Raw genomic sequence first — 7,335 nt, forward strand, 5'->3', positions numbered from 1 at the left:
GGGTAAGCCATGCCCAATTACCGTATAATCTTTAGCAGTAACCACACCATCACCGTTAATATCTTTGTATTTTACATCACCTGGCTGTATCAGACTAGCTGAATTACCATTGGTAACAATCCCTGGCTTTAACACATATTTGCCTGGTGTTGGTTGATCAAACTCAGAGAGTTTATAGGTTCCTTCAGAAATTAAACCGTACATTTCGCCAAGTGGACCGCCTACTTTTGCAATATAACCCGGGATCGTATTAAAGGGGCTATCCCATGAAATATAGCTTGCTAACTCCGTTTGGTTGTCTGACAGGCCCAGTACTTTACCTCTGTTAAATGAGATGTTAATGGACGTATTCCAGTTAAAATCGGGTGTTTTTATATTTACGGTGCTTAAGGTAAGTTCCAATCCTTTATTTTCTACTGAACCTACGTTTTTAAAGGCGGTTGCAAAACCCGATGAAGTAGGAAGATCGGCCCTTAGCAATAAATCATTGGTTGTTTTTTTGTAAACTTCAGCAGTCAGGTTGATACGTTGCTTAAAGAATCCTAAATCAAGTCCCAGGTCGGTTTGCTCAGTAGTTTCCCATTTTAATTTGTCGTTTCCCAGATTAGTTGCAACTATGCCATCTATATACTGGTTATTGAATGCGTAGGCACTCCCTACCGGATTAAAATATTTAGTCAGGTAATCAAAATCACCTACCCTGTTATTTCCGGTTTGGCCATAAGAGAATCTCAATTTACCCTCAGATAATAGGTTGCTGTTTACGAGAAATTTTTCATTTTTAAAATTCCATGCAACAGCAGCTGATGGGAAATAGCCCCAATGGTTCTCTGAAGGAAACTTAGATGATCCATCGGCTCTTATCGAAGCTGTTAAAAGGTATCTGGAATCATAATTATAATTTACCCTTGATAGGAAAGACTCCATGGTCCATAATGACTCAAAAGAATCAATTCTATACGCAATACCCTGGTCTAAACCGTTCGTAATATCCAGGCCTTCAGGTATTTTATTGGCGCCTCTACCTGAAGTTTTGCCGGTTCCTTTCTGTAGCGTGAACCCGCCTAAAATATTTAGATTGTGTTTTTTGTTAAATTGTTTGTTCCAGGTTAGGGTATTTTCACTGACCCAATTGAACGATTTAGGATAATCTATTCTACCATTTTGTCCATTAGTACCGCGACCTGAGCTGGTATTGCTGTTATAAAAAAGTCGGTTTTCTCCTTCATTGCTAACAATTCCACCTGATGCACGAAACTTCAGGCCAGGAATAAGTTCGTAGTCCAAATAAGCGTTAGATATCAAACTGCGCCCGATATTTACGCTATAAGTGTTCTYTAAATTAAGAATAGGATTTGCCCGGTAATCATTGCCAGGGTTAACATCCTCATCAAAAAGAGCATCCAAATCAGGATCTACTCCACCTGCGTCAACCGGCTTATAACCCCAAACAGAGTACATCGTATTCAAAGTAGCACTATAAATAGTTTGCGCCGGGCTGCTACCACTTTGTCGTAAATAACTGTAATTAGTATTAAGGCCTATTTTTATCTTCTTGGTTAATTGGTGATCAATAACTAAACGGCCCTGATATCTGGTGTAGTTTGAAGCAAGCAAAACACCATCCTGATCAACCAGAGAACCTGATAAGGCATATTTAGTTTTTTTTGTTCCTCCCGTTAAGGAGAGATTGTAATTTTGCATGAGTGCAGTACGTAGTACCTTATCTTGCCAATCGATGCCTTTTACCGTTTTATAATCCTCCAATGTTTTGCCAGGACCTGTTAAATAGGTTTCTGTTGGTGTTGGAAATGTTGTTGTAGAAACTGGTGTCGGATCCCATTCCAGTTGGAGTTTCACAAATTCGTAAGGATCCAGTAATGTATATCTTTTTATGTCTTTTTGAATGCCGAATGAACTGCCGAAGCTAAATACCGGAGGCCCTGTTTTTCCTTTTTTGGTGGTAATTACAATTACGCCGTTAGCACCTCTTGCTCCATAAATAGCGGTTGCCGAAGCATCTTTCAAAACATCTATAGATTCAATATCCTGCGGGTTAATCGCATTATTGTTCATATCTTCGATAGGAAATCCATCAATTACATACAATGGAGAATTGGCCTGGGAAATCGAGTTGTTTCCTCGAATTACAATATCTATTCCCGAACCCGGCTGTCCATCTGATGAGGTAACCTGTACACCGGCAATACGACCTGCTAAAGCTTCGTCAAATGAACGAACAGGCGCTTTTTGTAAATCTTTCATTGACACTGAAGATACAGAACCAGTAAGGTCTCCCCTTTTTTGTGTACCATAGCCAATTACAACCATCTCATTCAATGATTTGCTGTCTTCAACAAGACCTAAATTAATAACGCTATTATCACCTACGGTTATTTCTTTGTTTAGGTATCCGATGTAACTAAAAATCAGGGTGCTATTTTCTTGAGAAGGAATATTGATTAAATACTTTCCGTCGCCATTGGTTGTAGCAGCAATTTTGCTTCCTTTAACAAGCACACTTGCACCAACTAAAGGGGTGCCATCACTTTGATTGGTAATCTTACCTTCTACCTTACGCGTTTGTTGGGCAAAAACAGAAAAGACACAGATCATACACATTACAAAGAGGTAAATCTTTCTCATACATTTTAAAAATTAAATTTGGTTATTCTATTAATAATCATTTCGATTACAATAGCCAAATCTGAATATTATTCACAAAAACCAAGGGGTTCTTATTAATGGAAATGAGGGTAAAAACTGGTTATCCGGTCATTTTTCTTAACTTTTAACCTATTCCAGAGGTTCTATACACCATCCTATTTTCTTAATGGCATCGGTCTGCGGGATTAATCCGTCTTAATTGTTTCTTCTGCGTGAGGGTTTTCTCCTTTAAAGTGAAACCAGTTAAAATCGGCATATCCGTTATCGCCTTCTTTTTTTGTACTGAAGTTTAACAGCGCAAAGCGATTGGCTGTCCAGCTATAACCAAGGGCCATGTTAAGTTCATTCCCGAAGGAGATGAATTTCTTTCCATCCAGACTGTATGCAAATGTAGCTTTATAACCGATATGCGTGGCATTAGCTTTTATCCAGATTTTATTGGCCGAGAAATTTTTGATGCTATCGATCACTTTGTTATTGTTCACCATAATCAGTGTCTTTGTATTGCCTTCTTTCCTTACTGCTATATACGCATGGGRCTTTTGATAAATCCCAAAACCTGCAATATTACCATCTTTTAATCCCGATACATCCATTTCTACAATCCCTTCAGAAGCTGGCCCCTGAACACGCTGGGTTAGCGTATTACGCGCCATGGTTATATCATTTGCAAATGAGGCATGCAAGCGCATATGGCCTTTCCGTTCCTTTAGCGACCACTTTGAATGGTCTGGATTATGGTTCCACTGCCATTGCAAGCCCAGTGACTGCAGACTAAATTCATCGGATGTGGCAGGTACTTTTACAGGATAACTTTTACCAACATTAGGTTTTTTATAGGTAGCTACCCTTTACCATTTACACCTAACATCGGCCAGCCATCTGCCCAGGTAACCGGTTCTAAATTTGGAACACGCCCTATTGCCCCGCGGCCCTGCATAATCATAAACCACCAGGAGCCATCTTTGAGCTGCATCATTCCGCCCTGGTGCAAAAAATTTCCGGGATAAAGATTATCGTCACGGAGGACAACTTTTGATTCGTAGGGGCCATAAATACTGTCAGACCGTAAACAGATCTGTCGGCCATTTGTCCCACCGGTTGTGCCTAAAATATAATACTTCCCCTTAACCTTGTACATATGCGATCCCTCCAAATAGGGATAATTACGGTTGTTATAAATTTCCTTTTGTGGTGTTTTTACTGATAAGGCATCAGCATTCAATTCCGTTATAAAGAGTTTTTCCTGCCCATGTGCTACATATACCTTCCCATCATCATCGAAGAACAAACCAGGATCATACATTAATTCAGGAAAAATCGTCCTCTTCCAGGGCCCTTTGATATCTTTTGCAACACACATAGATAACTGCCTTTTGCGCCATTTCTGCTCGGGGTACAAAAGCCAACATAAAACAATCCGTTATGATGCCTGATCGTTGCCGCCCAGGAGCCATTACTGTACATACTTCCCCCTTGAAGGTTATATCGTGGATCTTCATCATATTTATCAACCGCATAACCGGCCATTTCCCAGTTTATCAGATCTTTCGATTTCAGTACAGGGCATCCAGGCACATAATGCATACTGGTTGATACAAAATAAAACTCATCCTCTACCCTGATTACATCGGGATCTGCCCAATCGCCCCACAGCAATGGATTCTTAAATGTACCATCCCCGTTATCGGGTGACCACGTCTCCCCTGCCATGGCCGTCTGTTTACGCCCTTTGTTTGTATTATTGTCAAGCTTGGATTCGCCCTTTTGTAACTGCGCCCCAGCGTTAAATGCAATAAACAAAAAGAAGATTGCTACAATTTGTTTCATAAGTTTGTACCTTGTTTAATTTTGTTATGGTTAATCGGCCTTCTCCCATGTTGGCCAGTCTTTTGCAAAGTGAAAAAGGCCTAATTTTGATCATTACAGATTTAATATTCTACATGATGGTCATTCTTAATTGATTTACCCGCCCAGGCTTTTTTCGCTGTCCAATCGGCAGCGGGCGCTGTCCAAAAAGGGTTATCCGCAGACAGGCCTAATGGCAAAAACCCAAGTGCAGCCATATATAAGCTTCCCGTTGTGGTATAATCCTTCAGGAGAAATCATTCTTTCCAGTTGTCCGGCATAACGCTGCATTCTTTTCACGGCCAGATCATAAGATGCAACTGTAGCTAATTTATGCTCCGACAAAATTTTCAATGTATCAACCAGCATCGAGTGGATTACATAAGAATTATAATAATCAAACGAAAACATTGGTCCATCGCTATACCAGCCATCACCAACGTACCAGCCCTGTATTTTCTTTACCGCACCAAATATCCGCTCTTCATCATACTGCTCCCCGATGGACATTAAAAAGGTTTCGGTAATTGCCCCAAAAAGCTGCCAGTTCGTATTAAATGGTTTACGTACCCTGAGGGCCTTAAACTCTGCTATTATTCGCTGCCTGGTCAGATCATCAAGCGGTTCCCATAAAGCTTTTGGCGCACGGATAAAGGCTTGGGCAAGGTAAGCAGAATCAACAATGGGCTGATAGTCTACCCTAAACTGTAAGCAATCCGGACTTGAAGGATCTACGGCATTCTTAAGTCCTGTAAGTGCCAGTCCCCTTAATTTTTTTCTTAATTCGCCCTCATCGGTAGCATCATCGGGCAAGGCTAGCCAGGCTGCAATTCCTGCATAGGTGCGGCCTACAATTTCTACGTAGATTGTAGAAACAGGCTTGGTATAATCAGACGACTTTTCTAGCGGCATATTCTTTTTTAGTGTGCCATCTGCCAGGTTAGAAAGTACTGGATAAACCATTTTATACATTAATTTAATCCAGTAGGCCCTGTCCTTATCACCCGATACCGGCAAATTATTTCTTTCATGTTCTTGTGCTGAACCACTGGCCAATACACGCCCTGGAATACCGATGGTTAAAGCTCCACCAAAAAAAAGATTCTTTAATGCCTGTCTTCTGTTGCCCATAATTTTAAATATTGTTTTTAATGAATTGTAATTTATTATAGATACCACTTTTTATACCTAGCCAAAGCTTCTAAAAAGTAATAATCGGCATATGTCAAAGGCACGTCGACCTCCGATTTTACAGGAAATGAGCCCGTGCTGTGCATCAATAAAAAGCCGCCATTTTCGCCCAATCTGGCCCGATAAGTATCCGAGGAAAGTGAACGGAGCATTTTTTCTGCTGCAGCAACATAGGTTTTCTGCTCAGCCTTGCCCGAATACTGTGCAAGTTCAAGCAGGGCTGATGCCATCAAGGCCCCAGATGAGGCATCACGCGGAACATTTGGTATACCAGGTGCATTAAAATCCCAGTATGGAATCATATCCTCAGGCATATTCGGATGGCTTAGTATAAATTTGGCAATGTTTTTAGCCTGGTTGAGGTAATGCTTATCTTTGGTAAAGCGGTACATCATGGTATAACCGTACAGGCCCCATCCCTGTCCGCGGCTCCATGCTGAAGAATCTGACGCACCCTGTGCGGTTACCTTCTTTAGCACCTTGCCAGTCTTCAAATCATAATCTATTACATGATAGGAGCTGTAATCAGGCCTGAAGTGATTCGTAAGGGTGGTATTGGCATGTGTAACGGCAATTTCCTTATACCTTGGATCACCTCCGTGATCGCTTACCCAGGAAAGCAGTTCTAGGTTCATCATATTATCGATAATGACCGGACATGCTAAGCTTTCATCCGAATCCCATGACTGAATTGCTTTAATTGATGGTCTGTAACGCGTAGCCAATGATGCAGCAGATGTGTCGAGTGTATTTTTATATGCTGGGTTTTTCAATATGCGATAGGCATTGCCGAAGCTACAGAACATCATAAACCCTAAGTCATGATTGCCCGTAAAATGTTTTTCTTTTTCTAATATCGCTAACCTGTTTTTAGCCTCACTTAGTATACCTGTGTCTTTTGTATATTCATAAATATATAATAGGGTTCCGGAAAAAAACCCACTGCACCACCACTTGGTGCTACTGGTTACCAATTTGTTTTTCTTTGGGTCATAATACCTCGGCATTACATTTGTCGGAACAGTTTTGGCCAGTACCTTATATTGCTTTGCGGCAAAACTAAATTGCTCATCTATCAACTGCTTCATTCCATCTCTGGTATTTCGGCCGGGTTGTGCTTTCGCCAGAAAGCTGCTTGTGCCTGTCATAAAAAAGGCACTTAAAATTAAAATCTTACCTGTAATTAATTTAGATTTCATTGAGTTATTCTTTTCATTATTCGTGGTAGAAACGTTTTTAAAACTTACTATTGCCATTATATGTTATCCAATTTTCTCTTTATAGTAGTTATGTATCAGCATAGCAATAAATCGCGCTTGCAGTCTTTACTTATGAATGTAGAAACCCCAAGACAACCAATATCTTTTGTGAGCTATATCGCAGTTTAAATGCGCTGATTAAAAAATTGGCAATCGGTTCTCTCGTGTGTTAGCTTGTAAGACTGTTTGACCATCTGGTCATTATCTACCTGAACCCTAAATGAACATGTGCAAAAACCTTAAATTTTAAGGTTTTTTTAACACTTTTAGGCGTTTTTTAGTGTAGAAGCCTAAAAGGCGACCATTAATTGTAACAAAATGCGTTACATAAAAAAGTTAAAATGAATGTAACTGTTTTACAGGCTTGTTC

6 protein-coding genes and 1 pseudogene are annotated in these 7,335 nt (G+C 40.3%); all 7 read right to left on the minus strand.

Annotated features, from left to right (window positions below):
• Positions 1 to 2,646, minus strand: a 2,646-nt coding sequence (locus tag AC1DPQ_RS17915) for a SusC/RagA family TonB-linked outer membrane protein (RefSeq protein WP_477610419.1), incomplete at its 3' end; no start/stop codon positions are given.
• Positions 2,647 to 2,852: 206 nt separating this feature from the next.
• Positions 2,853 to 3,443: pseudogene (locus AC1DPQ_RS17920) on the minus strand (beta-xylosidase family glycoside hydrolase); the annotation flags it as partial.
• A 68-nt stretch (positions 3,444 to 3,511) separates the two neighbouring features.
• Positions 3,512 to 3,973 (minus strand): family 43 glycosylhydrolase, encoded by a 462-nt coding sequence (locus tag AC1DPQ_RS17925; RefSeq protein WP_477610420.1) that lies wholly within the window; start codon positions 3,971 to 3,973, stop codon positions 3,512 to 3,514.
• A complete protein-coding gene (locus AC1DPQ_RS17930) occupies positions 3,973 to 4,497 on the minus strand; it encodes a family 43 glycosylhydrolase (RefSeq protein WP_477582862.1) in 525 nt (174 codons plus the stop codon). The genes AC1DPQ_RS17925 and AC1DPQ_RS17930 overlap by 1 nt, the downstream gene beginning before the upstream one ends.
• Before the next feature lie 101 nt (positions 4,498 to 4,598).
• Entirely contained in the window at positions 4,599 to 4,733 is a 135-nt protein-coding gene (locus tag AC1DPQ_RS17935; protein ID WP_477610421.1) for a hypothetical protein, read from the minus strand.
• On the minus strand, positions 4,690 to 5,646 hold the full coding sequence (locus AC1DPQ_RS17940; RefSeq protein WP_477610422.1) for a DUF2264 domain-containing protein: 957 nt from the start codon (positions 5,644 to 5,646) through the stop codon (positions 4,690 to 4,692). Before AC1DPQ_RS17940 ends, AC1DPQ_RS17935 begins: the two co-directional genes overlap by 44 nt.
• 35 nt (positions 5,647 to 5,681) lie before the next feature.
• Positions 5,682 to 6,905, minus strand: coding sequence for a glycoside hydrolase family 88 protein (locus AC1DPQ_RS17945; protein ID WP_477582858.1), 1,224 nt, complete (start codon positions 6,903 to 6,905; stop codon positions 5,682 to 5,684).
• Positions 6,906 to 7,335 lie beyond the last annotated feature (430 nt).

The sequence above is a fragment of the Pedobacter sp. 01T416_2 genome, assembly GCF_056398925.1.

Excerpts from the sequence above, each read along its gene's own strand:
- AC1DPQ_RS17940 (WP_477610422.1), bottom strand. The coding sequence starts at position 5,646 with ATGGGCAACAGAAGACAGGCATTAAAGAATCTTTTTTTTGGTGGAGCT.
- AC1DPQ_RS17945 (WP_477582858.1), bottom strand. The coding sequence starts at position 6,905 with ATGAAATCTAAATTAATTACAGGTAAGATTTTAATTTTAAGTGCCTTT.
- AC1DPQ_RS17925 (WP_477610420.1), bottom strand. The coding sequence starts at position 3,973 with ATGTATGATCCTGGTTTGTTCTTCGATGATGATGGGAAGGTATATGTA.
- AC1DPQ_RS17930 (WP_477582862.1), bottom strand. The coding sequence starts at position 4,497 with ATGAAACAAATTGTAGCAATCTTCTTTTTGTTTATTGCATTTAACGCT.
- AC1DPQ_RS17935 (WP_477610421.1), bottom strand. The coding sequence starts at position 4,733 with ATGGCTGCACTTGGGTTTTTGCCATTAGGCCTGTCTGCGGATAACCCT.